The organism is Arthrobacter sp. TJ-263 (assembly GCF_058269155.1).
Genome location: NZ_JBZCNE010000001.1, coordinates 1,021,774 through 1,047,930, shown reverse-complemented (window position 1 = coordinate 1,047,930; position 26,157 = coordinate 1,021,774). Strand labels below are relative to the sequence as shown.

Sequence of the window (26,157 nt, the reverse complement as noted above, 5' to 3'; positions counted from 1 at the left end):
TGATGCTCAGCAGGTCCTCTACGCCACGGCCTGCGCGGGCCGACCGGAGCGTCTCCGGCACGTGGTACCTCGTCGGTTCGCTGCTCCAGGGTCTGGGGCTCCTGCTCATCCAGCCCTTCGCTGTCAGGATCCTCGACGAACGACAGTGGGGATACGTCTCGACGTCGGTGGTGACGATCCAGGTCCTGGTCGTCCTCATCTCTGCGGGCCTTCCGCTCGCGATCACGAACCTCTGGTTCGCGCGGGAGCGGGGACAGGACCGCTCCCGTGGGATGTACGGATTCATGGCCATCGCCTCCGCGGCACTGGCCGCTGCAGGTGCGCTCTGCCTCCTCGGTCTGGGTGCCCTGACGGGGGAGGGTGTGGCGTCCACCACCGTCCTGTCGGTGGTCAGCGTCGGGATCCTCGGAACGGTGCTGGGCTCGCAGGCCGTGCTCCGCGCGCAGAACCGGCCCGGGCGTTTCGTGCTGCTCAGTATCGGGTCATCCGTCCTGGCCAACCTCCTCGGTCTGCTGGGCATCATCTTCATCGCGCCCACCGCCGAGGTCTACATGGGCGCCTACAGCCTCGCGGTCCTGGCTGCCGGAGTCGCGGCCCTCGTCCTCGCCCGGCCGCGTCCTCCGTGGAAGGTGCCGGGCTCGGGCCGTGAATCGCTGAAGATCGCCGTACCGCTGCTGCCGCACACGGGAGCACTCATGCTGCTCACGCAGGGGTCCGTCCTGATCCTCGCCTATGCCGCCGCGGTCGAGGACGCGGGTCATTTCGGAACGGTCCTGATCTTCGCATTGGGCCCGATCACGATCCTGAACGCCCTGAACAACGCCTGGTCCACCCGGATGATGTCCGCCGGAGAGGATCAGCTGGTGGACGAAACGCGGCGCGTGTCCCTCGAAGCCGTTGCCTGGGCGGTGGGGGTCGGGCTCCTCGCCTCCTCCGGCGCGGCCGTGGGATCGTTCATCCTCTCGACCGAGCCCGGGCTCGTCTGGCCGATCGCGATCACGCTCCCGCTGGTGTCGATCGGATACGCGTTGTTCCTCGTGGCCTCCAATCTGCTGTACATCGCCGACGGGACCCGGCGCCTCGCCTTCGTGACCCCCGGTGTCCTGGTGGTCGTCGCCGTGCTCGCCTGGTGGCCGGCCTCGGAGGCCGACCTCGTGGTGGTGGCCATGATCCAGGTGCTCGGGTTCGCGTGCCTCGGCCTGCTGACCTACGCGATGGTCCTGCGGACGCCCCCTGGCAGAAGCGTGCCCCTCGCACTGTTCCTGGGCGGTTTCGGCCTGCAGGTGGGCGTCGTGGTCCTGCTCGGCCTCGTCCCGCTCAGCTTCATCGCCGGCGTGATCGAGGTTGCCGTGATCGTCGCGCTGCTCGTGGTGCTGTTCCTCCTCCGGTCCTGGCGGAAGGCCGTGCAGACGCCGTCGGGCTCCGCGAAGCACTAGGACGCGACGGCGGCGAACCGTTCCGCGAAGGTCGGGATCAGCGAGCGGACGTAGCTCCGTGCGACGTGGTCCCGGTCGAAGTAGACGTGAAGGCCGCCGATGGCCGCGTAGCAGGTGTCATCCGGGCAGAATCGGTCCGAGAGGTCGATCACGTGGATGTCCGGTGCGTCCAGCGCGCGTGCCGCTTCGGCGACCGGATCGGCGGGTAGCGCCTGCGTCTTCGGGTTCGCGCAAGCAAGTGGTGACTCCTCGTTGCGGGCGAGGCACTCCGGTGTCGAGCGATCCAGGGTGAGCGGGGTGTCCCTGATGACGTACACCTCCGTGCCGCGTGCGGTCCATGGAACCACGCGGTCCGAGAATGCTGTCCGGTACTGCTCGGCCTGCGGGCGACCGGTGCCGTCGTCGATCTCCTCTCCGGCGGAGAAGGAGGAGAGGAACACGACGTCGGGCGGGGCTGCGAGGACGCGGTCGGACACCGACCGGCTCCACTGCAGGCACCGCTGCTGCACCCTGCTGTCGGTCGTCTCCGCTCCCATGAAGGCGGACCGCTTCACATCGACGTAGGGACACCCGCCCAGGAGACTGACGGTGACCTTCCAGTGATGCTCGCGTGCCAGGGGAAGGATCGCCGCTTTCCACTGCTCCGCATGGGAGTCGCCGATCAGCCAGACGGTCTCGGCATCCTCCCGGCCGTCCGAGAAGTCACAGAGCGTCAGGAGCTTCTCGTCACCCACGACGATCGGGTCGGGGTGGGGGCCGCACTGCTCGTCGGTGAACCACGGGGCTTCTCCGGCGCCGATACCGGTCGCCGCCGGCGGTCCGAACGGTTGCTCGCACACGGCTGCGGACAGGCTCTTGGCCCCGAAGCAGTCTCCTCCGGACAGCGCGTCGAGCCGCCGTGCGTCTGCCGCCTGAGCGAAGCCGGCAACAACGATCAGGGCTGCGCAGATCGTCGTCACCGTCACGGTCGCCGCGACCGTCACGCCCAGGATCCGGCGAGGCGAGGCGCCCGGCAGGAAGCGGGACCTGCCCGGATCCTCGATGTACTTCTTCGTCAGTCCGGCGAGGACCACGGACAGCAGGACCGCCAGGAGGAGATCGGAGGTGTCCAGCGGACGATCGATGATCGATGGCAGCAGAATGATGACGGGCCAGTGCCACAGATAGAGGGAGTAGGAGATGTTCCCGAGTATCTGGACCGGGGTGACACTCAGCACGGTGTTGGGGGACCAGAGGGGTGACCGCGGGCCGGACGCGATGATGAGCGCCGTACCCACCACAGGGACCGCCGCGAGATACCCGGGGAAGGGCGTCGATTCGTCGAACACCAGTGCCGAGGCGGCTATGAGGACCACTCCCGTCCACTGCGCGACGCCTGCGACCCGGAGGCGCCCCGAGTAGCGCTCGTCGGTGAACCAGGTTGACGCAGCTGCCGCGATGAGCCCGCCGGCGGCGAACTCCCAGACCCGGGTGGGCGTCACGAAATAGGCTTCGCTCCGGCTGATGTGGGTGAGGTGGATCGAGAAGGCGAACGAGGCCGCCCCGACCGCGGCAAGCGCAGCCAGCATGAAGGTCTGCGGCGAGCGTCGCCTGCCGGCGAGGGAATACACACCGATGAGCAGGAGCGGCCAGATCAGGTAGAACTGTTCCTCGACGGACAGCGACCAGTAGTGCTGGACGGTGGATGCCTGGTTGTTCAACGCCGAGTAGTCGACGGACTGCGCAGCGAGGGACCAGTTCTCCAGGTACAGGGTGCTGGCGATGGTCTCCCGTCCGATCGAGATGAGCCGACCCGTGGGCAGATAGACCGTCGCGACCAGGAGGGACAGGAGAGCGACGAGCAGTGCGGCGGGCAGGAGGCGTCGCGCCCTCCGCGCGTAGAACTGCCCGAGCCTGATCCTCCCGGTGCGCTTCAACTCGCCGAGCAGGTGCTGCGTGATGAGGTAGCCGGAGATGACGAAGAAGACATCGACCCCGACGTAGCCGCCGGAGAGGAGATCCGGCCACAGGTGGTTGACGACGACGAGGAGGACGGCCAGCGCCCGGAGCGCCTGGATGTCGCGGCGCTGCGGTTTGCCGAGCTTCGCCCGTTTCGGCGGCCCGACCCGGGCAGCATGGTCGATCACTCAGTCTCCTTCTGGTGGGGCGCGTCAGTCGGGTGTCCGGACTGACAGGCGCGAGCCCATGGTATCCCCCTCCCTTCCCCTGTCAGCCCGGTGCGGCGGTGGGGTGGGTCAGGTTCGTTTGACGCCTGTGGTGGGGGTCCAGGTGAGGGTTCCGCGTTGGAAGGTCTGGGTGCAGCGGGTGCTGGTGGTGCAGGTCTGGTTGGTGGTGGGGTAGCCGAGGGTTCCGTTCTCGGCGCCGGACTGCCGGTAGGTGGTGCGGATCGGTCCGTTCGCGGTGATGCGGGCTCCGGTCTTGGAGCTCCAGAGGATCTCGCCGCCCTGGAAGGACTGGTAGCAGCCGTTGTCGCGGATCCCGCAGATCTCGTTGACCCGGGGGTATCCCAGGGCGCTGTTCTCGGCGCCGGCACCGCGGTAGGCGGTGCGGATGGATCCGGTGGTGACGAGTTTGGCTCCGGTGGCGGCCGACCAGAGGATCTCGCCGCCCTGGAAGGACTGGTAGCAGCCGCCGTTCTTCAGGCCGCAGATCTCGGCGGTGAGGGGGAAGCCCAGTCGTCCGTTCTCGGCTCCTATGGACCGGTAGAGGTTGCGGATGCCGCCCTGCCTGCTGATGTTGGCTCCGGAGGCGGCGGACCAGAATATTTCGCCGCCCTGGAAGGACTGGTAGCACCCTCCGTCGCGGATACCGCAGATCTGTGCGTTCACGGGGTAGCCGAGGAGGCTGTTCTCCGCTCCTGCCGCACGGTAGGTGGTGCGGATGGGGCTGTTGTAGGTGATCCGGGCTCCGGTGGCGGCCGACCAGATGATCTCGCCGCCCTGGAAGGACTGGTAGCAGCCGCCGTTCCTCAGGCCGCAGGTCTCCTTGCCGGCGGGGAACCCGAGGACGCCGTTCTCGGCTCGGGAGCTGCGGTAGAGGTCACGGATCGCGCCGGCCCTGCTGATGTGTGCTCCGGTCTTGCTGGAGTAGAGGATCTCCCCGTTCTGGTATGCCTGGTAGCAGCCCTCGAGTCTGAGTCCGCAGGTCTCCGCGGTGACGGGGTAGCCGAGGATGCCGTTCTCTGCTCCTGCGGCACGGTAGGCGGTGCGGATCACGCCGGCCTTGGAGATCTGGGCCCCGGTGGTCGGGGACCAGAGGATCTCGCCTCGCTGGAAGGCCTGGTAGCAGCCGCCGTTCCTCAACCCGCAGGCCTCCGCGCCGATCGGGAAGCCCAGTGCTCCGTTCTCCGCTCCTGCGGCACGGTAGGCGGTGCGGATCACGCCGGCCTTGGAGATGTGGGCTCCGGATGCGGTGGACCAGAACACCTCGCCCTTCTGGAACGACTGGTAGCAGCCGCCGTCGCGGATCCCGCATACCTGCGCGGCCTTCGGGTAACCCAGGACACCGTTCTGGGCCCCGGCTCCCATCCATGCATTGCGGATCGCGCCGTTCGAGGAGATCACGGCACCGGTCCCGGAGGACCAGATGACCGCACCATTCGTGAAGCCCTGGTAGCAGCCCCCATCGACCAGGCCACAGACCACACCGGACTGCACAGCACCGAGCTGCGGAGCAGAAGACACCACCGCCGCGATCGCCGCCGCCGCCCGCGCGTCCGGCGAGTTCGTGTTGTTCCTCGCGAAGGCATCCAGGCTCGCGAGATCTCCGTTCCACTGGTTCCAGTCGCCGATCACCGGGCCGCTGTCGGTGTACTGCCAGACGTCCTGCCTGGTCCAACCGGTGGGCATCGTGCCGGGGGTGGTGGTCCCGTAGCGTGCCACGTGCAGTGCGTGATCGCCGAACGCCGTGGAGTTGCCGGTGCATTGGTTCCACCAGCTGGCAGCCGTGTAGATCATCGGCTTGCGGCCGGTCAGCTCCTGCATCCTTTGTGAGAACTCACTGATCCAGGCGACCATCTGGGACGGTGTCATGTTGTAGCAGGTGTTGCCCAGTGACGGGTAGGGATTGAATTCGACGTCGAGAAGGGGCGGGAGTGTCTTGCCGTCCGCACTCCATCCCCCACCGTTCCTGACGAAGAACTCTGCCTGTTCAGAGGCCGAAGACATGTTGGGTAGGGCGAAGTGATATGCGCCCCGGTACATGCCGGAATCCGCAGACCCTGCGTACTGGTCGGAGAAGTAGGGGTTGATGTAGTCGTTGTTCTCGGTTGCCTTCACGTAGGCGAAGCGGGCACCGTACGCCCATGCCGACGACCAGTTGACGAACCTCCCCTGATGACTGCTCACATCCACACCGAGAACTCCGCCAGGATTCCAGTAGCTCGTTGCAGCCGAACCTCCTCCCGAGGGGGATTCGGCGCCCTTCATCCCATCAGGGCGGTTGTCGCGCGATTCCTCGGCGCGAGGGATCTGGGGGTCGCCGGTCTCGGCGATCCGTGCGAGGCCCTGTCCCATGGAGGCGTTCCTCTCCTCGGGCACCATCGCGGGGAGACCCTGCTGTTCCGTCTCCTCCTTCGGAGGGTCGGAGACCTTCCGATCAGTGACCGTCCCGTCGTCGACGGGCGCTTCCTCTCCGACGGGGGCTTCGTCGCCGGCCGGGGTCTCGGCGACGGTGGCGGGAAGCCCTTTGGCGGTCGGAGCGACCTGCGGTGTGGCTGTATCGGTGGTCTCGGTCGCCAGGGCAGGCGACATCGACACAGGGGTCACGGGACCGATGAGGATCGCTGCAAGCAGCACAGCGACGCCGGTCAGGGTGGAGGTTCGTCTGGTTGTCACAGTGGATCACCTATGTATTCGGGGGCTGTGCCCGGAGGCACGCGTGCTGGTGGATCGATCGGTGGGGTGGGTCAGGTTCGTTTGACGCCTGTGGTGGGGGTCCAGGTGAGGGTTCCGCGTTGGAAGGTCTGGGTGCAGCGGGTGCTGGTGGTGCAGGTCTGGTTGGTGGTGGGGTAGCCGAGGGTTCCGTTCTCGGCGCCGGACTGCCGGTAGGTGGTGCGGATCGGTCCGTTCGCGGTGATGCGGGCTCCGGTCTTGGAGCTCCAGAGGATCTCGCCGCCCTGGAAGGACTGGTAGCAGCCGTTGTCGCGGATCCCGCAGATCTCGTTGACCCGGGGGTATCCCAGGGCGCTGTTCTCGGCGCCGGCACCGCGGTAGGCGGTGCGGATGGATCCGGTGGTGACGAGTTTGGCTCCGGTGGCGGCCGACCAGAGGATCTCGCCGCCCTGGAAGGACTGGTAGCAGCCGCCGTTCTTCAGGCCGCAGATCTCGGCGGTGAGGGGGAAGCCCAGTCGTCCGTTCTCGGCTCCTATGGACCGGTAGAGGTTGCGGATGCCGCCCTGCCTGCTGATGTTGGCTCCGGAGGCGGCGGACCAGAATATTTCGCCGCCCTGGAAGGACTGGTAGCACCCTCCGTCGCGGATACCGCAGATCTGTGCGTTCACGGGGTAGCCGAGGAGGCTGTTCTCCGCTCCTGCCGCACGGTAGGTGGTGCGGATGGGGCTGTTGTAGGTGATCCGGGCTCCGGTGGCGGCCGACCAGATGATCTCGCCGCCCTGGAAGGACTGGTAGCAGCCGCCGTTCCTCAGGCCGCAGGTCTCCTTGCCGGCGGGGAACCCGAGGACGCCGTTCTCGGCTCGGGAGCTGCGGTAGAGGTCACGGATCGCGCCGGCCCTGCTGATGTGTGCTCCGGTCTTGCTGGAGTAGAGGATCTCCCCGTTCTGGTATGCCTGGTAGCAGCCCTCGAGTCTGAGTCCGCAGGTCTCCGCGGTGACGGGGTAGCCGAGGATGCCGTTCTCTGCTCCTGCGGCACGGTAGGCGGTGCGGATCACGCCGGCCTTGGAGATCTGGGCCCCGGTGGTCGGGGACCAGAGGATCTCGCCTCGCTGGAAGGCCTGGTAGCAGCCGCCGTTCCTCAACCCGCAGGCCTCCGCGCCGATCGGGAAGCCCAGTGCTCCGTTCTCCGCTCCTGCGGCACGGTAGGCGGTGCGGATCACGCCGGCCTTGGAGATGTGGGCTCCGGATGCGGTGGACCAGAACACCTCGCCCTTCTGGAACGACTGGTAGCAGCCGCCGTCGCGGATCCCGCATACCTGCGCGGCCTTCGGGTAACCCAGGACACCGTTCTGGGCCCCGGCTCCCATCCATGCATTGCGGATCGCGCCGTTCGAGGAGATCACGGCACCGGTCCCGGAGGACCAGATGACCGCACCATTCGTGAAGCCCTGGTAGCAGCCCCCATCGACCAGGCCACAGACCACACCGGACTGCACAGCACCGAGCTGCGGAGCAGAAGACACCACCGCCGCGATCGCCGCCGCCGCCCGCGTGGCATTCGTCTCGGGGGGAGTGATCGTCACGACGGCACTCGCACCCTCCGGATTCGCAGGAATGGCTATCGAGCTGATTTCCACCCGTGTTCCCGAGTGCGTGACGAATGTCTGTCCTGCCGCCCACGTCAGCGCGCGATGGGAGTAGCCGGACAGCCTGCTGTTGGGGGTGAGGACCGCGGAGGCGTTCCCGCTCCAGCCGAGGATGTCCTGCTTGGTGATCTTGACGCCCTGATTACCGCCGACCGCGCTGGTCCTGTCGAATCCGACGGGCACGCGCAGTTCGAGGTAGTAGACCTCCTCGCTGACCGGATCGGTGAACTTGAGAGCCCTGCCGGCCTCCTTGCCGGCCCAAGGCTTCAGGGTGAACCGCTGACGGTCCGATGGTGTGCCGATATCGCGGATGTCCGCGGGAGACCCGAAGCCGCCGTACTCCCAGAGGAAGGCGTTGATGACCGGCGACGCGACCTGGGCGTAGCCCATCAGATCCGACATGTCGCTGTATTCGGAGGACCAGCACGCCGGGTCCGCCCATGATCCGCCCGAGATCGGAGCATCCGTGCGGCCGCTCGTGCAGGCCAGGGAGTTCGCGTGGTGGAGACCCAGCACGTGCCCGAACTCGTGCGTCACGACGTTGTTCGTGAGTGCCGAGGGATACGGCATGATCACGCGCCCGCTCGTAGGACCGTCCGTGAAACCACCCCCGAGAATGCCCCACGACCCGTTGTAGTTCAGGTCCGCATGCGGCACGAAGATCACCAGGGCTTCGTAGGGCCGGTACTGCCAGTTCAATTCCTTGGTCACTGTCGCCATGATCGTGCCGTAGGAGTCCGTGATCTTCGCGGCCGACTTGTGGCGGTATTCGTTCACCTTCGTCATCGAGAGCCGCCCCGCGGAGACCGAATTCCAGTACGAATTGGCGTTCGTGATCGAATTGCGGGCCGCCGCCAGGTTGATCGCATCGGTGTCGGCAACTGTCTTCCCCGACAGTTGCACGGTGACCAGCGTGACCTTGAAGGCCCCGGACCGCGGGGCGAGCGCCGCGCTCCCGCCGCTGCCGTCGAGGTTCAGCGGCGACGCCGTCTTCATCGGAGTGACCGGTTCCGCATAATGCTCGCCGTAGCGGGCGTTCGACCCGGGCTCGTCGAGCGGATTCCAGTTCAGATCCGGCACGAACGAGGTCACTTCATCCTGCGCCGCGGGCTGCTTCACCGGCGCGGCTTCCTTGGTGGCGGCAGGAGGAGTGGGCGCGACCGTCGCAGCCGGCGCCGGAGCTGCACCCGGCGTGGGGGCCTTCGCCGGAGGGGTCGGCCCAGCGGTCGGGGCAACTGGGGTGGTCGATGGGGCGACAGGAGTCGCTGTCGCCGACGGTGACGGGGCGGTCACCGTGTCGGTTGCTACAGCGGGGACGGCGCTGCCCAGAAGTCCGAAGGACAGCAGGGCTGCGCTCAGAAGTCGGGCGGGGAAGGGTAATGTCACGGGTTTCTCCAGCAGATTCCGGGCGTCAGCCAGCTGATTGAATTCCCGTGCAGACTACAGTTCTGTTACGAACGTGACTAACGTTTCGGAAGTGAAAGTGGAATCTTAGGCAAAACCTGCGCTTATGTCCGTATCCGCGCTGGCGTGTCGCTCTTGCGCGGTGCCCGTTGCCGTGATTGTCATCTCGTCCCCGAATTTATGCACATGCCTGGCGCGCTCTATTCGGGCAGCCTCCACTTCAGTAGGGTGAAGGCGGCGGAAGCAATTCCGCGCCCGAACGGCGTATCGACGTCGGCGGGCGGACATATGGGGGACATCAATGGATGCTGTTCGCTTGGTCGAGGGCGAGGTGCGCGAACTCATCCGCCGGCGCGGCCTCGACCCCGGCCGCCAGGTGGGCGAGGTGCAACTCCTCGTGCATGACGCCGTCGCCGACTACGAGGAGCGTTCGGTGCTCGGGGTCCTCCCGCCGCTCGGGCGGCTGGACGCCGCGCGCAAGCAGATCTACGACGCCGTCGCCGGGTTCGGTGCCCTCCAGCCCCTGCTCGACGATCCGACCATCGAGGAGATCTGGATCAATGCGCCCGCGGAGATCTATATCGCACGGGACGGGGAGTCGGAGCTCACGGCGCTGTCGCTGACCGACCAGCAGGTCCGGGACCTCGTCGAGAAGATGCTGAAGTCCTCCGGGCGGCGGCTCGACCTGTCCTCGCCGTTCGTCGACGCCTCCCTGCCCGACGGTTCCAGGCTGCACGTCGTGATCCCGGATGTGACCCGCAACCACTGGTCCGTGAACATCCGGAAGTTCGTCGCGCGTGCTTCGAGGCTCGAGCACCTCGTGGAGCTGGGGACGCTGTCTCCCCAGGCGGCGCGATTCCTCGGAGCAGCTGTCGCCAGTGGCCTGAACATCCTGGTCTCCGGGGCGACCCAGGCAGGCAAGACGACGATGCTGAACTGTCTGGGGGCATCCATCGGCCCACGGGAGAGGGTCATCACCGTCGAGGAGATCTTCGAACTGCAGCTGCCGCTGCGCGACGTCGTCGGCCTGCAGTGTCGCCAGCCCAACCTCGAAGGACACGGCGAGATACCCCTGCGGCGCCTCGTGAAGGAGGCCCTCCGGATGCGCCCCGATCGGCTGATCGTCGGCGAGGTGCGCGAGGCCGAGAGCCTGGACATGCTCATCGCCCTCAACAGCGGCCTGCCCGGGATGTGCAGCGTCCATGCCAACAGCGCGCATGACGCCATCACCAAGATTTGCACGCTGCCGCTCCTGGCGGGGGAGAACATCTCGAGCAGTTTCGTGGTGCCGACCGTCGCCTCCTGCATCGACCTCGTGGTGCATTGCGCACGGCTGCCCGGCGGTCAGCGCCGGGTCACCGAGATCATGGCCCTTGGACGACGGGTGGAGAACGGCGTCATCGAGTCCTCCCCGGTCTTCACACGGATCGACGGAAGCTTGGAGCTGACGGCCACCGGCATGCCCGCCGAGGAGAAGTTCGCGGCCGCGGGCGTCGACGTCTCGGCCGCCCTGGGCGTGCGGGCGTGAACACGGCGGCAGGGGCGGGCCTCGGCGTCGGCCTGTTCCTGATCTGGTGGTCGTGCTGGGAGCGGCCCGCGCGCGACCGTCGGGCCCCCGCGCGCCGGTATCCACTCGAGGACCTCCTCCTGCGTGCAGGGATCGAGCGTGTCTCGGCCCGCGGGCTGCTCGCCACCTGCGCCGCCACGGGACTGATCGTGCTGCTCATCGGGTTCGTGATGACCGGCTCGGCACCGATCGCGCTGTGCTTCGCCCTGTTCGGTGGATTCCTGCCGTTCTCGATCGTGAAATGGCGTGCGACGAAGCGCACCGCTTCGCTGCGCGAGCTGTGGCCCGACGTCGTGGACCATCTCCGGTCGGCCATCCGCGCGGGGCTCTCGCTTCCCGAGGCCCTCATCCAGCTGGGAGAGAAGGGGCCCGTCGAACTGAGGGCGGCCTTCCGGGCCTTCGGCTCCGACTACCGCGCGGGCGGACGGTTCGACGACGCGCTCAACCGGCTCAAGGAGCGGCTGGCGGACCCGGTCGCGGACCGCATCGTCGAGGCACTCCGCATGACCAGGGAGGTGGGCGGGTCGGACCTCGGCCGCCTCCTGGGTACGTTGTCCGAATTCCTGCGGGACGCCGCCCGCACCCGTAGCGAACTGGAGGCGCGGCAGTCCTGGACGATCAACGCTGCGCGCCTGGCCGTCGCGGCACCGTGGTTCGTCCTCATGCTCCTGTCCACCCGTCCGGAGGCCGTGCGTGCCTACAACACGGCAGGTGGCGCGGTCGTGCTGCTGGGAGGGCTCCTCGTGTCCGCGGTCTGCTACCGCGTCATGCTCCGGATCGGCGCGCTGCCCGAGGACGAGCGGGTGCTCCGATGACGCCGACTCTCGCGCTGGCGGCGCTCTGCGGTCTCCTGCTTGGAGCGGGTCTGTGGCTGGTCCTCGTCCGCCTGCCGGCCATGCGCGCCACAACCCTGACACAGCGCATCGCACCCCAACTGCGCGCGGTGGACCTCCGGTCCAGGCTGCTCGCGGACGCGCCGGGCAACGCCACACCCTTCGGGCCGCTCGAGCGGATCCTCCGCCCCCTGCTCGCCGACGCCGTCGCGTGGTCGCACCGCTTCAACCCGGCAGCCGCGACCCTTGCGCGCAGGCTCGCCCAGGCCGGCCGGGCGCAGACCGCCGCGGACTTCCGGGCTCAGCAGCTGCTCTGGGCTGCGGGCGGACTCGCCGCATCGACCCTGATCATGGTGCTCCTGGCGGCCTCGGGGTCGGTCAACGTGCCGCTCGCCGTCGTGATCGTCCTCGCCTGCGCCGTTCTGGGATTCGTCGGCCGCGACTACGTCCTCTCGTCCGAGATCAGGAGACGCGAGGCACGCATGCTCGCCGAGTTCCCCAGCCTCGCCGAGCTCATGGCCCTGGCTGTCTCGGCGGGGGAGAGCACCACGGGCGCGCTCGAGCGCATCTGCAGGACTGCCACCGGGGAGCTTGCCGGCGAGTTCGCCCTCGTGCTCGCCGCGACGAGGGCGGGCAAGCCGCTCGTGGAGGCGCTGCAGGAGTTCTCGCACCGCACCCGCCTCGCGCCGCTCGCGCGCTTCGTCGACGGCATCACCGTGGCGGTGCAGCGGGGGACGCCGCTGGCGGACGTGCTCCGCGCGCAGGCGCAGGACGTCCGCGACCTGGCGAAGCGCGAACTGATGGAGTCCGCCGGGAAGAAGGAGATCGCGATGATGGTGCCGCTGGTGTTCGGTGTCCTTCCGCTGACCGTCCTCTTCGCTGTCTACCCTGGCATCGCCCTGATCAACCTCGGTTTCTGACACCACAACGACGACGACTAAAAGGGGAACGCCATGAAGATCCTGACCGGAGCCTCACGCCTCGCCCAACTCCTCCTCGGCGCCATCGCAGCCCTGCTGGCCGGAGCCGGGGACCGGGAACGGGGGGATGTGCCGGGCTGGGTGATGATCACGCTGATGTCGGCGGTCCTCGTCGCCGCCCTGCTGGCGATCGCCGGGCCCGCCCTGGAGGGCCTGTTCAACCAGGCGATCGACCAGGTATCGCCCTAGGCCATGGCCCTCGCGCTGGTCGGTCCACGCGCCGCTCGGAAGGACCCGGAGCGTGGTGCCGCCGTCGTCGACTTCGCCCTGATCGGGGGCCTGCTGACGGTCGTCTTCATCGCGATCCTCCAGCTGACGCTCGTCCTGCACGTCCGGAACACGCTCATCGACGCCGCCGCCTCGGGAGCACGGTACGGCACGCTCGCGGACCGCTCCCCGCAGGACGCCGTCGGCCGCGCGGAGGACCTGATCCGCGGGTCACTCGCGGATTCCTACGGGTCCGATGTCTCGGTCGGTGAGAGCACGGTCGGCGGCGTGAGGACCCTCGAAGTGGTCGTCTGCGCTCCGCTGCCCGTCATCGGACTGATCGGACCGGCAGGAATCATGGAGGTGCGCGGCCATGCAGCGCTCCCGTCCTGAGTGCAACCCCGGACGGTCCGGAGAGCGCGCAGGGCCACGGGCCTGCGCTGTCCCGGCGGCAGTCCGTCCGAGCCCGGGACGTCCGAGCCCGGGACACCCGTCCCCCAGACGCCCGCGGTTCGGGGCGGAGCGTGGGAGCGCCGTCATGGAGTTCGTGTTCCTGGGGGTCCTGCTCCTCGTGCCGGTCGTCTACCTCGTCCTGACGGTCGGGCAGCTCCAGGGTGGCTCCTTCGCCGTCGTCGGGGCGGCCGACCAGGCAGCGAAGGTGTACGTGGATGCCGCGTCGCCCCAGGAAGCCGACGCACGGGCGCGCGAGGCGGCCCGCATCGCGCTCGCGGACTTCGGCTTCGGGCCGGAGCAGGCCGCGGTGGACATCGCCTGCAGCGGTCGATGCCTCGCGCCGGGAACGACCGTGACCGTCGTCGTCCGCCTCGACGTCCCCCTCCCGCTGGTCCCCGCGATCGCCGGGACCCACCCCTCGGCCGCCACCGTGGACGCCACCTCCACCCAGATCGTCGAGCGCTTCGGGTGACGAGGCGCACAGGCGGTGCAGACACGACGGCCGACCGCTCGGAGGAGGGGCAGGTCGGTGTTCTGGTCATCGGCTACCTTCTCGTCTGCCTCCTCGTCGTCACCGTCGTCCTCGCGGTGTCGGCCGTCTACATCGAGCACAAGAAGCTGCTGTCGGTGGCGGACGGTGCGGCACTCGCTGCCGCCGACAGCTACAGCATCGACGTCGGTGTCGGCGGAGGGGACCCCACGCCGCCCCTTCCGGCCCTGCAGGATTCCGGCGTGGAGGAGTCGGCGGCCGGTTACCTCGCCGCCACCGGGGCAGCGGCGCGGTTCGAGCAGCTGGCCGTCGACCCGTCCTCCGGCGCGGAGGACGGGCGGACCGCGCGGGTGGTACTCACCGCCGTCGTACGCCCACCCATCGTGAACTTCCTGGTGCCCGCCGGCATCCCGATCGTCGCGCAGGCCGATGCACGGGCCGAGCTGGTCCGATAGACGGGCGGGAGAGCCCATGACGTAGGCTGGAAGGACCATGGCAACCACTGATTTTCCCGCAGAGATCCGCGCCCTCCGCGCCAAGTACCAGTCCATCGAGCAGGTCTCCGACGTCGAGGGAATCCGCAAGGACATCGAGGAGCTGAGCGAGGAAGCGGGAGCACCCGACCTCTGGGACGATCCCGCCGCGGGCCAGAAGGTGACCTCGAAGCTGTCGCACCGGCAGTCCGCTCTCGAGCGCCTCGAGACCCTGGAGAGCCGGATCGACGACCTCGAGGTCCTCGTGGGACTCGCGCAGGACGAGAGCGACGAGGACACCCTGGCCGAGGCCGAGAGGGAGCTCGTCTCCCTCGGCAGATCCCTCGACGACCTCGAGATCGTCACGCTGCTGGCCGGGGAGTGGGACGAGCGTGAGGCCGTCGTCACCATCCGCTCCGGCGCCGGGGGCGTGGACGCCGCCGACTTCGCCGAGATGCTCCTGCGCATGTACCTGCGGTGGGCCGAACGCCACGGCTACCCCACGCAGGTCCTCGACACCTCCTATGCGGAGGAGGCGGGCCTCAAGTCCGCGACCTTCGAGGTCAAGGCCCCCTACGCCTTCGGCACGCTGTCCGTGGAAGCCGGGACGCACCGCCTCGTCCGCATCAGCCCTTTCGACAACCAGGGCCGCCGCCAGACCTCCTTCGCCGCGGTCGAGGTCATCCCGCTGATCGAGGGTACGGACGTCATCGAGGTCCCGGACAACGAGATCCGCGTCGACGTCTTCCGGTCGTCGGGACCCGGCGGCCAGTCGGTGAACACGACGGACTCGGCGGTCCGCCTGACGCACCTGCCCACGGGGGTCGTCGTCTCCATGCAGAACGAGAAGTCGCAGATCCAGAACCGCGCCGCAGCCATGCGGGTGCTCCAGTCGCGGCTGCTGCTGCTCAAGAAGGAGCAGGAGGACGCCGAGAAGAAGGCGTTCGCGGGCGACGTCAAGGCCTCCTGGGGTGACCAGATGCGCTCCTACGTGCTCAATCCGTACCAGATGGTCAAGGACCTCCGCACCAATCACGAGGTCGGCAACACATCGTCGGTGTTCGACGGCGAGATCGACGACTTCATCGATGCCGGCATCCGCTGGCGCACGAACAACCGCAACGACGCCGGGTAGGGCTACGCGTCTTCCGGCGCAAACCACTTGTTTTCTACTCGAGCTCTTGCCCGCGACACACCGCAGAGGTAAAGGGCGTTTCTCGACAAGTCGTTATAGTCGAGGAGCCGGCGCTTCCTTCCCCGAGCCAATGCCCGTGCCCCGGCGATCCACGGGCGCAGAGTGATCATGATCAGATTCGACGACGTCACGAAGACCTACGACCCCACGTCGCAGCCCGCCCTCGATGCCGTCTCCCTCGACATCGACCGCGGCGAGTTCGTCTTCCTCGTGGGCGCCTCAGGCTCCGGCAAGTCGACGTTCATCCGTCTGGTGCTCAAGGAGGACCGGGCCTCGCGGGGCGCGGTCTACGTGGCCGGCCAGAACGTCGCGAACATCCCCAGCTGGCGCGTGCCCCGCCTGCGCCGGGGCATCGGCGTCGTCTTCCAGGACTTCCGTCTCCTCCCCAACAAGACGGTCTTCGCGAACGTCGCCTTCGCGATGCAGGTCATCGGCAGGAGCCGGGCCGTCATCCGCGAGACCGTGCCGGACGTCCTCGCCACCGTAGGCCTCGACGGCAAGGACAACCGGATGCCGCACGAGCTGTCCGGCGGCGAGCAGCAGCGCGTCGCGATCGCGCGCGCGATCGTGAACCGTCCCGGCATCCTGCTCGCCGACGAGCCCACCGGGAACCTCGACCCGACCACCTCCATGGGCATCATGAAGATCCTCGACACGATCAACCAGAACGGCACCACGGTGGTCATGGCCACGCACGACGACGACATCGTCAACACGATGCGCAAGCGCGTCGTGGAACTCCGCAGCGGGTCCGTGGTGCGCGACGACGCCCAGGGCATCTACGCGGGCCGCCCCGAAGCGATGGCCGGATGAGGGTCGCCTTCATCCTGTCCGAGATCGGCTCGGGCATCCGCCGCAACCTGTCGATGGTCACCTCGGTGATCCTGGTGACCTTCATCTCGCTGACCTTCGTGGGTGCGGCGGGCCTGTTCCAGCTGCAGATCAACCAGATGAAGGGGTACTGGTACGACCGCGTCCAGGTCACCATCTACCTCTGCGTGGACAACTCCTCCGAGGCGAGCTGCGCTGCCGGACCGGTCACGGGGGACCAGCGTGCTGCCATCGAGGCCCGGCTGGAATCCGATCAGTTCGCCCCGTACGTCGACACCGTCACCCACGAGACGCAGGAGGAGGCACTCGTCCACTTCCGCGACCAGTTCGCCAACTCGCCGATCGTCGACTCCGTCACCGCGGAGCAGCTGCCCGAGTCGTTCCGGGTCAGCCTCGTCGACGCCGAGAAGTACGAGGTCATCGACGAGGCCTTCTCCTCCGAACCGGGCGTGGATGCGGTCAGCGACCAGCGGGACTTCCTGGAGGCGATCTTCCGCTACATGAACTGGGCGTCCGTCGTCGCGCTCGCGATCGCCGGCATCATGACGTTCTGCGCGATCCTGCTGATCGCCACGACCATCCGGCTCTCCGCCTTCAGCCGCCGCCGTGAGACGGGCATCATGCGCCTCGTCGGCGCGTCCAAGGCGATCATCCAGCTGCCGTTCATCCTCGAGGGCGTCATCGCCGCGGTGATCGGGGCGGTCCTCGCGTCGGCGACGCTGTGGGGGGCCTCCCGCTTCCTGATCGACGGCTGGCTCGTGAACACCTTCCCGCAGACGGCGTTCATCTCCTCCCAGCAGGTCCTGCTCCTGGTTCCGGTGCTCATCCTGCTCGGTGCCCTCCTCGCAGGGATCTCGTCCCTGCTCACCCTCCGACGATACGTAAAGGTCTGACAGCGATGACGCCCAGCGCCAGGGGACCCGTGCGCCCGCCAGGATCATCGTGGCGACCACGGCAGGACAGGCGGACCTATCTTGTCCGCGCCACCGCAGGGACATCGATCGCACTCGTCGCGGCCCTCGCCCTCGGCTTCGGTACCCCGGTGGTCGCGGACGAGCTCGAGGACCGCAAGAGTGCCCTCGAGAACGAGGTGGCAGAGGTGCAGCAGTCCATGGAGTACCTCGACGCGGACATCGCCGAGACCATCGGCGCGCTGAGAACCTACCAGGGCCAGCTCCCCGCAGCGCAGCAGTCCCTGGCTGAGGCCCAGGGCCGGGTCGAGACGGCGGCGGACGACGTCGGAGCCCTCGCGGTGCGCGTCGACCTGGCGCAGGAGACGAAGACGAAGATCACCGAGGAGCTCCGCGCCGACCGGCAGGAGATGGACGAGACCCGCGAGGTGATCGGCCAGATCGCCACGGAGGCCTACAAGAACGGCGGCGTCCCCACCAACGTGTCGCTGCTCCTGGGTGCCGACGGCGTCGACGACTTCACCCGGTCGATGGACATGGTGGACCAGGCCCTGCGCAGCCAGAACGCCGCAATGGCCCGGCTGTCCGAGCAGAACGCGACGAACGCGAACAGCCAGGCACGCCTGATCGCCGTCGAGGCCGAGATCGCGAGACTCAAGGAGAAGGCGGACGACGCACTCGCCGCAGAACAGTCGGCACGGGACGCCGCGGCGGGGGAGAAGGCCAAGGTGGACCGGCTCGTGGCGGACACCTCCGCCCTGTCCGCGAAACTCCAGGAACAGAAGCCCGTCATCGAGGCGAAGCTCGCAAGTGTCGAGAAGGCCCAGCAGCAGGTCAACGCGGACATCGCCGAGCGCCAGCGCCGTCAGCTCGAGGAGGCGCGCAAGGCCGAGGAGGCCCGCCAGAAGGCCGAGCAGGCCCGCCAGAAGGCGGAGCAGGACCGCCTCCGCGCCGAGGCGGAGGCGGCGGCCGCCGCCGAGGAGGCCCGCCGGAGGGCCGAGGCCGAAGCTGTCGCAGCTGCCGAGACGGCACGCCGTGCAGCCGAGGCCGCCGCTGCGAACAGGCCCGCGCCCGCTCCCGTACAGCCCAAGGCGGTCGCTCCTGTCGCGCCCGTCGTCCCCGTCATCCCGGACCTGCCTGCTCCTGCGCCGTCGAACCCCACCGCCTTCGGCCTGAGGTCGCCGGTCGGCGCCCCGATCTCGTCCGGCTTCGGGTGGCGCCCGACGCCGGTGGGAACCATCGACTTCAACGGCACGGGCGGCTACGTGCACACGGGCATCGACTACGGGGTGGGCTGCGGCACGCCCCTGTACGCGCCCGCCGCCGGTGAGGTCTGGTACGCGGACTCGAACGTCCTGCCCGGTGCGGGCAACCGGATCGTCCTCAACCACGGCGTGATCGGCGGGAACGCGCTCGCGACGAACTACTACCACCTCACGAGCTACGTGGTCTCGGTCGGGCAGCGCGTCAGCGCAGGCCAGCTGATCGGCCACACCGGCACCACGGGGAACTCCCAGGGCTGCCACCTCCACTTCGAGACGATGCTGAACGGTACGCTCGTGGACCCGCTGGGCCTGCTCGGGTCGTAGGATGGAAGGCACTGCCCACCCGCGGGCCGCCGTCCGCAGCAGTGTCGCGAGAAGGAGTATCGCCGTGCCGAAGGAAAGTGGCCGGAAAGTGGTGGCCACCAATCGGAAGGCCTTCCACGACTATGCCGTGCTCGACACCTACGAGGCCGGGCTCGCCCTGATGGGCACCGAGGTGAAGTCCCTGCGTGCCGGACGCGCCTCCCTCGTCGACGGCTATGCGGTCTTCTACAACGACGAGCTCTGGCTCGAGGGCATCCACATCTCCGAGTACTCGCAGGGCAGCTGGACCAACCACGCCGCGCGTCGCCGCAGGAAGCTGCTGCTGCACCGCGAGGAACTCACCAAGATCTCCCAGAAGATCCGCGAGTCCGGCTTCACCCTCGTCCCGCTGCAGCTCTACTTCCTCAACGGCAGGGCCAAGGTGGAGATCGCCGTCGCCCGGGGCAAGCGCGACTACGACAAGCGGCAGACCCTGCGCGAGAAGCAGGACAACCGGGAAGCGCTGCGCGCCATGCGCGAGAAGAACCTCGGCGCATGAGCGATGTCTTCTGGGAGACCCAGGAGGACGACGGACCCGAGCCGTCGGAGCTGCGGTACAGGCGGCCCTGGTGGGTGACGCTCGGCGCCCTGGTGGACCTGGTCCTGCTGCTGATCGTGGTGCCGGTCGGCATCCTCTCCCTGATCCCGTTCGTCTTCCTCGTCTACGTCTACTTCGCGCAGGTCCTCGTCTGGGTCTCGCCCGTCCTGGTGGTGCTGAACGCAGCCATCTTCTGGTGGGGTTTCCGGCGCAAGCAGGCTGCGACCACCGCGCTGGCCGCCCTCGGCATCGCCTTCGTCACCCTCGCCTTCGTGATCGTGCGCCTCTGGCAGTCGCCCGTCGTCATCCTGGGGGTCACCCTGGGGCAATGACCCGGCCTCGTTCACCTGCGGCGAAGCCCTGCCGGCAGACCGGACGGGTGCGGTAGAGTGGAGGAACTGGACGGCCGGTGGGCCGGGCAGCGCAGGAATCACGCTTAGGAATCATCTGACGCCTGAGCACCTTGATAACTGAACATGGGGATGACAGGTTTCGACGATGTTAGTCGCGACAGGGGAAGCGGGCCGAGGACACAGGGTTATCTCGTAAACGCTCCTTGTAAAACAATAAGTGCCGAACAAAAGCGCACTGACTTCGCTCTCGCTGCCTAAGCAGCCTAGCTAGTCCGTCAGCCCGGGTTTGCTCTCGCCCCGGATACTGGCGTCATTTAGAGGGCCACTGCTCCCGGTCCTCGTTGTAGGGACCGGGGGGACTCTTATACAACTGGGCTCGGCAGTCACTCGTTCGCACGATGACTGGAGCCGAGAAAAACCGACGCGAACTGCGCCCGGAGAAGCCCTGACTACACTGCATCGGACGCGGGTTCAATTCCCGCCATCTCCACAGCTCCACGACGAAGCGCCCTGCCGGTCTCCGGCAGGGCGCTTCGTCGTTCCTCCGGCCGGCCGACTCTTGTCCGGCGCTATCGGCGCGTCTACCGTTGAGCCACGCCGACGTCCGGGGGACAGAGTGAACCGCATGCTCGTGCATCTGCTGATCGCCCTGTGCTGCGCCCTGATGACCGCTGGAAGCCTCGCCACAGCGCCGTCGAGCCACGCCGGGACGGCGATCGACGTGCGGCACGCGCAACTCGGCGGCGCCGGCGGGCGCCTCGGCCCCCCTACGGGTGCCGAGTTCTGCGGACTCCGCAACGGAGGGTGCCAGCGGAATTATCAGCGCGGCGTCATCGTCTGGTCGCCGGCCACCGGGGCACAGCCTTCGTACGGCGCCATCGGTCAGACCTGGCGGGCCTATGGCTCCCAGAACGGCCGCTTCGGGTACCCCACCGGGCCCGAGGTGTGCGGCCTGCGCGGCGGCGGCTGCTACCAGAACTACCAGGGCGGTTCGATCATCTGGTCCCCGACCACGGGAGCAAGGATCTCGGTCGGGGCCATCAGGGCCCGGTGGGCCTCCACCAACTTCGAGAACGGCGCCCTGGGCTATCCGATCTCCGACGAATCGTGCAGCGCGGGAGCCTGCAAGCAGCGATACCAGCGTGGTGTCATCACCTGGACCGCCAGGGGTGGAACCGTGCTGAGCCGTGACATCGACGTCGCCGCATCGTCGGTGGTCGTCGTCAACAAGCGACGCATGCTGAATCCCGCCGGCTATACCCCGGGCCCGCTGGTGAACGTGGGGGGCCCATTGCTGCGCAGCGACGCGGCGCAGCAATTCACCCGGCTGCTCGCCGATGCGAGGGCCGCGGGTGTCGCCATGGTGCCGGTCAGCGGATACCGGTCGTTCGCTACGCAGGCCTCCCTCTACGCCTCCTACGTCAACCGGTACGGGCAGGCGAGGGCAGACCTCATCTCGGCGCGTCCTGGCTACAGCGAACACCAGACCGGCCTCGCCATCGACATCGGGAACCGCAATGGATCGTGCGGTCTGCAGGAATGCTTCGCGGGCACGCCGGCGGGGGCCTGGGCCGCGCAGAACGCGTGGCGGTACGGATTCATCATCCGCTACCCCCAGGGCCGGACCTCGACCACCGGGTACGCGTACGAGCCCTGGCACCTGCGTTACGTCGGCACCACGATCTCCTCGGAGATGCGTGCCCACAGGCTGCCGACACTCGAGCACTACCTGTCGATCCCGGCGGCGCCGTCCTACTGATCGATCGCCCATGGGGAGGACCGTTCCGGGAACTACACTGGGGCCATGAGCTGGACCGACAGGACGCCGTCGTGGCTCCCTCCACTACCGCCGCCCCGCCGGGGACGCGCCTTGATCGTGCTCGGCTGGATCCTCGTGGGGAGCACCTTCGTGTACATCTTCGCCATGAGCTACTTCGGCGGGACGCACACGCTGTACACCCTCGTCCCCCTCCTGCTCGGTCTCCTCTGCCTGATCGTCGGCCTGCTCCGGCGGGACACGCGCGCACGGTAGGTATTTTGTCCGGGGGTTTATTTACACGGTAGAAATAAGCAATGACCTCCGAACCCCTCCATCTCTCGCGCGGCGGCACCAGCGTGGTGCTCGATCCGCATCCGCACGGCATGCCGACGATCGCCTACTGGGGTCCGGCCCTCGGCGACGTCGGCCTCGACGGACTGCGGGGGATCACCGCAGCGCACCAGCCGCAGCGCGTGTCCGGCGGCATCGACGTCCCGGCCCTCCTGACGCTCCTGCCCCTCGAGTCCGCCGGCTGGCAGGGGACCCCCGGACTGGTGGGCGACCGCGCGGGCGCCCGGCTCTACCCGCGGTTCACCGTGACCTCGATGGAGCGGGAAGCCGGCGGCGCACTCGTCGAGGCACGCGACGAGGACGCGGGACTCGCCGTGCGCGCCCGCCTCGGCCTCACGGCGTCGGGCCTCTTCACGCAGGCTCTGGAGCTCACCAACACGGGCGACGACGACTACGAGGTGCGCGCGCTCAATCTGTTCTTCCCGCTGCACCACACGGCGGCGGAGATCCTGGACACGACCGGGCGGCACCTGCGCGAACGGTCGCCGCAGCGCCACGACCTGACCACCGGCACCTACTCGCGGACGAGCAGGCGCGGCAGGCCGGGAGCGGACGCCACGGTCCTCCTCGCCGCGGGTACCCGCGGCTTCGGGTTCGAGCACGGCCTCGTCCAGGGCATCCATCTGGCATGGAGCGGCAACCAGCAGGTGCTCGCGGAGAAGACCCCCGCAGGCTCGGTGTTCCTCTCGGCAGGCGAGGTGCTGTCCCCCCGCGAGGTCGTCCTGGCGCCGGGGGAGAGCTACTCCACCCCGCCCGCCGTCGGCTCCTGGGGGCACGGCCTGAACGAGCTGTCCGGCCGGTTCCACCGGGACCTCCGGGCGCGTGACTCCCACCCGCAGCGCCCCCGCCCGGTCACACTGAACACGTGGGAGGCGGTCTACTTCGCGCTGGACCTCCCGCGCCTGCTGGCCCTCGCGGACCGCGCGGCGTCCCTCGGCGTCGAACGGTTCGTGCTCGACGACGGCTGGTTCCGTGGGCGGCGCGACGACACCTCCAGCCTCGGCGACTGGTATGTGGACGAGACCGTCTGGCCCGACGGACTCGCTCCGATCATCGATCACGTGCGGAACCTCGGGATGGAGTTCGGCCTGTGGTTCGAACCCGAGATGGTCAACGCCGACTCGGACCTCGCGCGCGCCCACCCGGACTGGATCCTGCAGGCGGAAGGCCGCCTGCCACTTCCGGGCCGCCAGCAGCAGGTACTGAACCTGGGCAATCCGGACGCCTACGCCTACATCCTCGAACGCCTCGACGACATCCTGACGACCAACGACATTGCCTACGTCAAGTGGGACCACAACAGGGACCTGCTCGAGGCCGCGGATGCGAGGACGGGCCGGGCCGCCGTCCACCGGCACGTCGAGGCGCTCTACCGGCTGCTCGACGAACTGCGGCGCCGGCATCCGGGGCTCGAGATCGAGAGCTGCGCCTCGGGCGGTGCACGCGTGGACCTCGGGATCCTCGCACGGACGGACCGCATCTGGACGAGCGACTGCATCGACCCGATCGAACGGCTCGTGAACCAGAAGTACACGGGTCTCGTCGTGCCGCCCGAACTGCTGGGCATGCACATCGGCGGCCCCGTCTCGCATTCGACGGGCCGCGCCCACACCCTGCCGTTCCGGGCCGCCACCGCGATCTTCGGCCACTTCGGCATCGAGTGGGACATCTCGGACCTGACGGAGGCGGAGTACGGGGTCCTCGGCCGCTATGTGGCCCTCCACCGGTCCTGGCGCGACGACTTGCACCGGGGGAGGGTGGTGCACGCCGAGTGTCCGGACCCCGCGATGGACCTGCGGGGCATCGTGTCCGAGGACCGGCGCCGCGCCCTGTTCGGCTACTCGCTCACGGCGTCGAGCGCGAGCTACCCGCCCGGTCCCGTGACCTTCCCGGGCCTCGACCCCGACGCGCTGTACGAGGTGCGTCCCGCGGTACCGGAGGAGGGGCATCCGGGCAACGGACAGTCGCCGCTGGCCTGGCTGCAGCGGGCACTCGACGGGGACCCGGTGCGCCTGTCCGGGCGCGCCCTGGCGCAGGCCGGTCTGCAGGCGCCCGTCCTGCTCCCCGAACAGAGCATGCTGATCGAGTTCCGCGCGGTCGGCGCCTAGCGGGTTCCCGGGCGGCCCCGACCCGTGACGGACACTGACTGCCGGAGCGGTCGGGGTCTTGGTGACGGCCCGGACCGTGGGGCATACTGGCGCGATGCATCGGCGCTCCAGGCCCTCGGCCCCATGACCATCCCCAGACCGCAGGTCGTCTTCGTCACCGGGGGCAGCCGTGGCGTGGGCCGGGGTATCGCACGGGCATTCGGCGAGGCAGGAGCCACCGTCTACGTCGGCGGCCGGACGACCACCGAAGGAACAGCGCCCTCGCGGATGCCGGGAACCATCCACGACACCGCGAGGCTGGTCACGGAGTCGGGCGGCACGGGGATCCCGCTGAGACTCGACGTGAGTGACGACAGTCAGGTGGAGGCCGCGCTCGCCCGCATCGACGCCGAGCAGGGACGCCTCGATGTGCTGGTCAACAGCGCCTGGGGTGGCTATGAGCGGTTCACCGACGGCAGCGAGTTCAATCCCGGTCCGTTCTGGCAGCAGCCCCTGTCCTTGTGGGATTCGATGCACCGCACAGGGCTGCGGGCGCACTACGTGGCGTCGTCGTTCGCCGCACCACTCCTGATCGAAGCCGGCACGGGGCTGATCGTCACCCTCTCCTCCTTCGCCGGCCAGGTCTTCGTGCCGCCCGTGCCCTACGGGGTTGCGCACGCGGCCATCGACCGCCTCGCGGCGGATATGGCCGTGGACCTCGAACAGCACGGGATCACGTCGGTGTCCCTCTATCCGGGGCTCGTCCTCACGGAAGGCGTACTTGCGAACATCGAGCATTTCGAGCACGAGACGAACCGCGAGACGCCCCTCTTCGTCGGTCGGGCCGTCGTGGCACTGGCCGCCGACCCGCACGTTCTCCGTCTCACGGGCCTGCCGCTGGTCGCCGCGGAAGTGGCCCGCGCCTACGGGGTGAAGGACGAGCACGGACATCAGCCGTACTCGAACCGGCCGGCGATCAGCGGTGAGCCGACCCCGGCCTTCCCTGATCCCTTCGCCCCGCCTGCCTGACGCCCCTACGCGCCCTCGGTGAGAGTCCGTCCGAGGAGAGACAGCAGCGAGTCGATGCCGCCGTCGTGCATGGCGCGGCGCTGGCGCTGCGCGCCGGTGCCTCGTTCGGCGATGGTCTCGATGCTTGCCTTGACCCAGTCCGTGTCGCCCTCGTCCTCGAGGGCGGGGCCGATGTGTTCGAGGAAGGCCGCGAGGTGCCGCTCCGCGGGCACGGGCTCGGCCGTGGCGAGGTCCACGAGGTGGCGCCCCATGCCGTCGCGTGCGGCCTGCCAGAGGGCTGCGTCCAGCAGTTCCGGATCCGGGACGAGGGGAGCGGTATCGGCCTCGGCCGCCCGGAGTTCCGTGACGACGAGCGCGCGCGTCAGGGCGCCGAGCAGCACCGAGTCCCGGGCTTCGAGCTGGACGTCGCACGCCCTGAGTTCCAGCGTGGGGTAGTGGTCGGAGAGCCGTGCGACCCAGGTGAGGACACCGCGGTCGAGGATCGCACCCGTGGCGGCCAGGCGGGTGATCCGGCGTTCGTAGTCGGCGGCGTCGGCGAAGTACGGGGCGATTCCCTGGACGGCCCAGCGGCGATAGTGGATGACCCGCCAGCTGGCGAACCCGCTGTCGCGGCCCAGCCAGTACGGCGAATTCACGCTCAGGGCGGCCAGCAGGGGGATCCAGGGCCGGATCCGGTTGAGCGCCTGCACGCCCTGCTCGGGATCCGGTACGCCCACGTGCACGTGCAGGCCGTTGACGAACTGGTCGCCCACGATGCCGGGCGCGCTGGCCCGGAGGTCCTCGTAGCGCTGCTTGTCGGTGAGCTCCGGATACGCCTGGGGGATCCGCGGTGCCGTGCCGGTGGCCGCGCCGATACTCCCCGTCCGGGCGGCAGCGTCCGCGAACTTCCTCCTGAAGTTCAGCAGCGACTCCTCGGCCTCCGTCAGGGTCGAGCAGACCGGGGTGGCCGTCTCGATCTGGCACGAGAGCAACTCCCGCTGGATCTCGTCCGAGTCAACCTCCGGATGGGATTCGAGCATGCCCTCCACCTCGGCGGCGTGATGGGCGGGCAGCCCCGACCGCGGGTCGAGGAGCAGGTACTCCTCTTCGAGTCCGAGTGTGGTCATCGGGGCACTCCGTTCAGCTGGCAGGGCGCGGGGCAAGGCAGGTCCCGA

General features: G+C 68.6%; 22 protein-coding genes and 1 other RNA gene. 19 read left to right on the top strand and 4 right to left on the bottom strand.

The window, feature by feature from the left end; translation table 11 throughout:
* Positions 1 to 2 precede the first annotated feature (2 nt).
* Positions 3 to 1,436 (top strand): lipopolysaccharide biosynthesis protein, encoded by a 1,434-nt coding sequence (locus AC4D2F_RS04970; protein WP_490909714.1) that lies wholly within the window; start codon positions 3 to 5, stop codon positions 1,434 to 1,436.
* On the opposite strand, the gene AC4D2F_RS04965 is transcribed toward AC4D2F_RS04970, so the two are convergent.
* The 3 genes from AC4D2F_RS04965 to AC4D2F_RS04955 form a co-directional block, all read right to left on the bottom strand.
* On the bottom strand, positions 1,433 to 3,562 hold the full coding sequence (locus tag AC4D2F_RS04965) for an acyltransferase family protein (protein WP_490909713.1): 2,130 nt from the start codon (positions 3,560 to 3,562) through the stop codon (positions 1,433 to 1,435). The genes AC4D2F_RS04970 and AC4D2F_RS04965 overlap by 4 nt on opposite strands.
* Before the next feature lie 108 nt (positions 3,563 to 3,670).
* Positions 3,671 to 6,271 carry a GH25 family lysozyme gene (locus AC4D2F_RS04960; protein WP_490909712.1) on the bottom strand — a complete coding sequence of 867 codons (2,601 nt, stop codon included), beginning with the start codon at positions 6,269 to 6,271 and terminating at the stop codon, positions 3,671 to 3,673.
* A gap of 71 nt (positions 6,272 to 6,342) precedes the next feature.
* Positions 6,343 to 9,033 (bottom strand): hypothetical protein, encoded by a 2,691-nt coding sequence (locus tag AC4D2F_RS04955; RefSeq protein WP_490909711.1) that lies wholly within the window; start codon positions 9,031 to 9,033, stop codon positions 6,343 to 6,345.
* Positions 9,034 to 9,619: 586 nt separating this feature from the next.
* Here AC4D2F_RS04955 and AC4D2F_RS04950 point away from each other — a divergent pair.
* From AC4D2F_RS04950 to AC4D2F_RS04865, 18 genes are all read left to right on the top strand, one after another.
* A complete protein-coding gene (locus tag AC4D2F_RS04950; RefSeq protein ID WP_490909710.1) occupies positions 9,620 to 10,846 on the top strand; it encodes a TadA family conjugal transfer-associated ATPase in 1,227 nt (408 codons plus the stop codon).
* Complete coding sequence (locus tag AC4D2F_RS04945; RefSeq protein ID WP_490909709.1) at positions 10,843 to 11,700, top strand: type II secretion system F family protein; 858 nt, start codon at positions 10,843 to 10,845, stop codon at positions 11,698 to 11,700. The genes AC4D2F_RS04950 and AC4D2F_RS04945 overlap by 4 nt, the downstream gene beginning before the upstream one ends.
* Positions 11,697 to 12,638: a type II secretion system F family protein gene (locus tag AC4D2F_RS04940; RefSeq protein ID WP_104165848.1), complete on the top strand. Its 942-nt coding sequence runs from the start codon at positions 11,697 to 11,699 to the stop codon at positions 12,636 to 12,638. The genes AC4D2F_RS04945 and AC4D2F_RS04940 overlap by 4 nt, the downstream gene beginning before the upstream one ends.
* Before the next feature lie 33 nt (positions 12,639 to 12,671).
* Positions 12,672 to 12,887 (top strand): hypothetical protein, encoded by a 216-nt coding sequence (locus tag AC4D2F_RS04935; protein ID WP_104165846.1) that lies wholly within the window; start codon positions 12,672 to 12,674, stop codon positions 12,885 to 12,887.
* Between the two features lie 3 nt (positions 12,888 to 12,890).
* Positions 12,891 to 13,298, top strand: coding sequence for a TadE family protein (locus AC4D2F_RS04930; RefSeq protein WP_490909708.1), 408 nt, complete (start codon positions 12,891 to 12,893; stop codon positions 13,296 to 13,298).
* A 145-nt stretch (positions 13,299 to 13,443) separates the two neighbouring features.
* The gene (locus tag AC4D2F_RS04925; RefSeq protein WP_490909707.1) at positions 13,444 to 13,830 is read left to right on the top strand and encodes a hypothetical protein; all 387 of its coding nucleotides are present in this window, start codon (positions 13,444 to 13,446) and stop codon (positions 13,828 to 13,830) included.
* Complete coding sequence (locus AC4D2F_RS04920) at positions 13,827 to 14,303, top strand: pilus assembly protein TadG-related protein (protein ID WP_490909706.1); 477 nt, start codon at positions 13,827 to 13,829, stop codon at positions 14,301 to 14,303. Before AC4D2F_RS04925 ends, AC4D2F_RS04920 begins: the two co-directional genes overlap by 4 nt.
* A gap of 37 nt (positions 14,304 to 14,340) precedes the next feature.
* Positions 14,341 to 15,456, top strand: a complete 1,116-nt coding sequence (prfB, locus tag AC4D2F_RS04915; protein WP_490909705.1) for a peptide chain release factor 2 — start codon at positions 14,341 to 14,343, stop codon at positions 15,454 to 15,456.
* Between the two features lie 168 nt (positions 15,457 to 15,624).
* The gene (gene ftsE / locus AC4D2F_RS04910; RefSeq protein ID WP_490909704.1) at positions 15,625 to 16,329 is read left to right on the top strand and encodes a cell division ATP-binding protein FtsE; all 705 of its coding nucleotides are present in this window, start codon (positions 15,625 to 15,627) and stop codon (positions 16,327 to 16,329) included.
* Positions 16,326 to 17,240 carry a permease-like cell division protein FtsX gene (ftsX, locus tag AC4D2F_RS04905; protein ID WP_490909703.1) on the top strand — a complete coding sequence of 305 codons (915 nt, stop codon included), beginning with the start codon at positions 16,326 to 16,328 and terminating at the stop codon, positions 17,238 to 17,240. Before ftsE ends, ftsX begins: the two co-directional genes overlap by 4 nt.
* 5 nt (positions 17,241 to 17,245) lie before the next feature.
* The gene (locus AC4D2F_RS04900; protein WP_490909702.1) at positions 17,246 to 18,847 is read left to right on the top strand and encodes a peptidoglycan DD-metalloendopeptidase family protein; all 1,602 of its coding nucleotides are present in this window, start codon (positions 17,246 to 17,248) and stop codon (positions 18,845 to 18,847) included.
* A gap of 64 nt (positions 18,848 to 18,911) precedes the next feature.
* Positions 18,912 to 19,385: an SsrA-binding protein SmpB gene (smpB, locus tag AC4D2F_RS04895; protein WP_043446231.1), complete on the top strand. Its 474-nt coding sequence runs from the start codon at positions 18,912 to 18,914 to the stop codon at positions 19,383 to 19,385.
* Positions 19,382 to 19,756: a hypothetical protein gene (locus AC4D2F_RS04890; protein WP_490909701.1), complete on the top strand. Its 375-nt coding sequence runs from the start codon at positions 19,382 to 19,384 to the stop codon at positions 19,754 to 19,756. Before smpB ends, AC4D2F_RS04890 begins: the two co-directional genes overlap by 4 nt.
* A 146-nt stretch (positions 19,757 to 19,902) precedes the next feature.
* Positions 19,903 to 20,270, top strand: a transfer-messenger RNA (tmRNA) gene (gene ssrA / locus AC4D2F_RS04885).
* A 132-nt stretch (positions 20,271 to 20,402) separates the two neighbouring features.
* The gene (locus tag AC4D2F_RS04880) at positions 20,403 to 21,536 is read left to right on the top strand and encodes a D-alanyl-D-alanine carboxypeptidase family protein (protein WP_490909700.1); all 1,134 of its coding nucleotides are present in this window, start codon (positions 20,403 to 20,405) and stop codon (positions 21,534 to 21,536) included.
* A gap of 45 nt (positions 21,537 to 21,581) precedes the next feature.
* Positions 21,582 to 21,809, top strand: a complete 228-nt coding sequence (locus tag AC4D2F_RS04875; protein ID WP_490909699.1) for a hypothetical protein — start codon at positions 21,582 to 21,584, stop codon at positions 21,807 to 21,809.
* A gap of 41 nt (positions 21,810 to 21,850) precedes the next feature.
* A complete protein-coding gene (locus AC4D2F_RS04870) occupies positions 21,851 to 23,995 on the top strand; it encodes an alpha-galactosidase (RefSeq protein WP_490909698.1) in 2,145 nt (714 codons plus the stop codon).
* Positions 23,996 to 24,118: 123 nt separating this feature from the next.
* Complete coding sequence (locus tag AC4D2F_RS04865) at positions 24,119 to 25,003, top strand: SDR family NAD(P)-dependent oxidoreductase (protein WP_490909697.1); 885 nt, start codon at positions 24,119 to 24,121, stop codon at positions 25,001 to 25,003.
* 5 nt (positions 25,004 to 25,008) lie between these two features.
* Here the strand turns inward: AC4D2F_RS04865 and AC4D2F_RS04860 are convergent, their stop codons facing one another.
* Complete coding sequence (locus tag AC4D2F_RS04860) at positions 25,009 to 26,109, bottom strand: carboxylate-amine ligase (protein ID WP_490909696.1); 1,101 nt, start codon at positions 26,107 to 26,109, stop codon at positions 25,009 to 25,011.
* Positions 26,110 to 26,157: the final 48 nt, after the last annotated feature.

Coding starts and splice junctions, on each gene's coding strand:
- AC4D2F_RS04860 (WP_490909696.1), bottom strand. CDS start 26,109: ATGACCACACTCGGACTCGAAGAGGAGTACCTGCTCCTCGACCCGCGG.
- ftsX (WP_490909703.1), top strand. CDS start 16,326: ATGAGGGTCGCCTTCATCCTGTCCGAGATCGGCTCGGGCATCCGCCGC.
- AC4D2F_RS04900 (WP_490909702.1), top strand. CDS start 17,246: ATGACGCCCAGCGCCAGGGGACCCGTGCGCCCGCCAGGATCATCGTGG.
- AC4D2F_RS04940 (WP_104165848.1), top strand. CDS start 11,697: ATGACGCCGACTCTCGCGCTGGCGGCGCTCTGCGGTCTCCTGCTTGGA.
- AC4D2F_RS04930 (WP_490909708.1), top strand. CDS start 12,891: ATGGCCCTCGCGCTGGTCGGTCCACGCGCCGCTCGGAAGGACCCGGAG.
- AC4D2F_RS04950 (WP_490909710.1), top strand. CDS start 9,620: ATGGATGCTGTTCGCTTGGTCGAGGGCGAGGTGCGCGAACTCATCCGC.
- AC4D2F_RS04870 (WP_490909698.1), top strand. CDS start 21,851: ATGACCTCCGAACCCCTCCATCTCTCGCGCGGCGGCACCAGCGTGGTG.
- AC4D2F_RS04970 (WP_490909714.1), top strand. CDS start 3: ATGCTCAGCAGGTCCTCTACGCCACGGCCTGCGCGGGCCGACCGGAGC.
- AC4D2F_RS04890 (WP_490909701.1), top strand. CDS start 19,382: ATGAGCGATGTCTTCTGGGAGACCCAGGAGGACGACGGACCCGAGCCG.
- AC4D2F_RS04875 (WP_490909699.1), top strand. CDS start 21,582: ATGAGCTGGACCGACAGGACGCCGTCGTGGCTCCCTCCACTACCGCCG.
- AC4D2F_RS04925 (WP_490909707.1), top strand. CDS start 13,444: ATGGAGTTCGTGTTCCTGGGGGTCCTGCTCCTCGTGCCGGTCGTCTAC.
- AC4D2F_RS04935 (WP_104165846.1), top strand. CDS start 12,672: ATGAAGATCCTGACCGGAGCCTCACGCCTCGCCCAACTCCTCCTCGGC.
- AC4D2F_RS04880 (WP_490909700.1), top strand. CDS start 20,403: ATGCTCGTGCATCTGCTGATCGCCCTGTGCTGCGCCCTGATGACCGCT.
- prfB (WP_490909705.1), top strand. CDS start 14,341: ATGGCAACCACTGATTTTCCCGCAGAGATCCGCGCCCTCCGCGCCAAG.
- AC4D2F_RS04865 (WP_490909697.1), top strand. CDS start 24,119: ATGACCATCCCCAGACCGCAGGTCGTCTTCGTCACCGGGGGCAGCCGT.
- ftsE (WP_490909704.1), top strand. CDS start 15,625: ATGATCAGATTCGACGACGTCACGAAGACCTACGACCCCACGTCGCAG.